Annotated in this window: 1 protein-coding gene; it reads left to right on the top strand. The window is 28.3% G+C overall.

Annotated features, from left to right (window positions below; translation table 11 throughout):
* Window positions 1-55: 55 nt before the first annotated feature.
* Window positions 56-438: hypothetical protein (locus IU405_RS11985; RefSeq protein WP_197438850.1), on the top strand; the 383-nt coding region annotated here is incomplete at its 3' end.

Genomic DNA, 438 nt, shown 5'->3' with positions numbered 1-438 from the left:
TTATAATTTGACTAGATTTGATATTTACAATCATTTTTTTATCTAAAACAGTAATTTGTATGGAAATGATTTTGGAGTTGATTTTCGTTTTTTAAAACGCTTTTCTTTGGATGTAAATTACACTACTTTCTCAGAAAAAGGTAATGGTCAAAAAGATTCATTTGACATGCTTTCTGCAATGTTAAAATATTATAGAATTAGAACGCAGCGTTTTGATGCTTGGTTTGGATTGGGATTTAGAAGTGTTTTTAATGATGTTCAAAAAACACGATTTTTAGTTGGTTTTGGGGTTGAAATATTTATGGCAAAACCCATCAGTTTGTCGGCTTCTCATAAATGGGCGACTTTTAATAATCAATCTGTAAACAACACCAATTTACATTTAAAATACCATCTCAAAAACTATAGAATTATTGCTGGTTTTGAACAGTATAAATT

Source organism: Polaribacter sp. BAL334 (assembly GCF_015767435.1).
Taxonomy (GTDB): Bacteria; Bacteroidota; Bacteroidia; order Flavobacteriales; family Flavobacteriaceae; genus Polaribacter.
The sequence above is the reverse complement of the archived record's forward strand: the minus strand, read 5'-3'. Positions and strand labels throughout refer to the sequence as shown.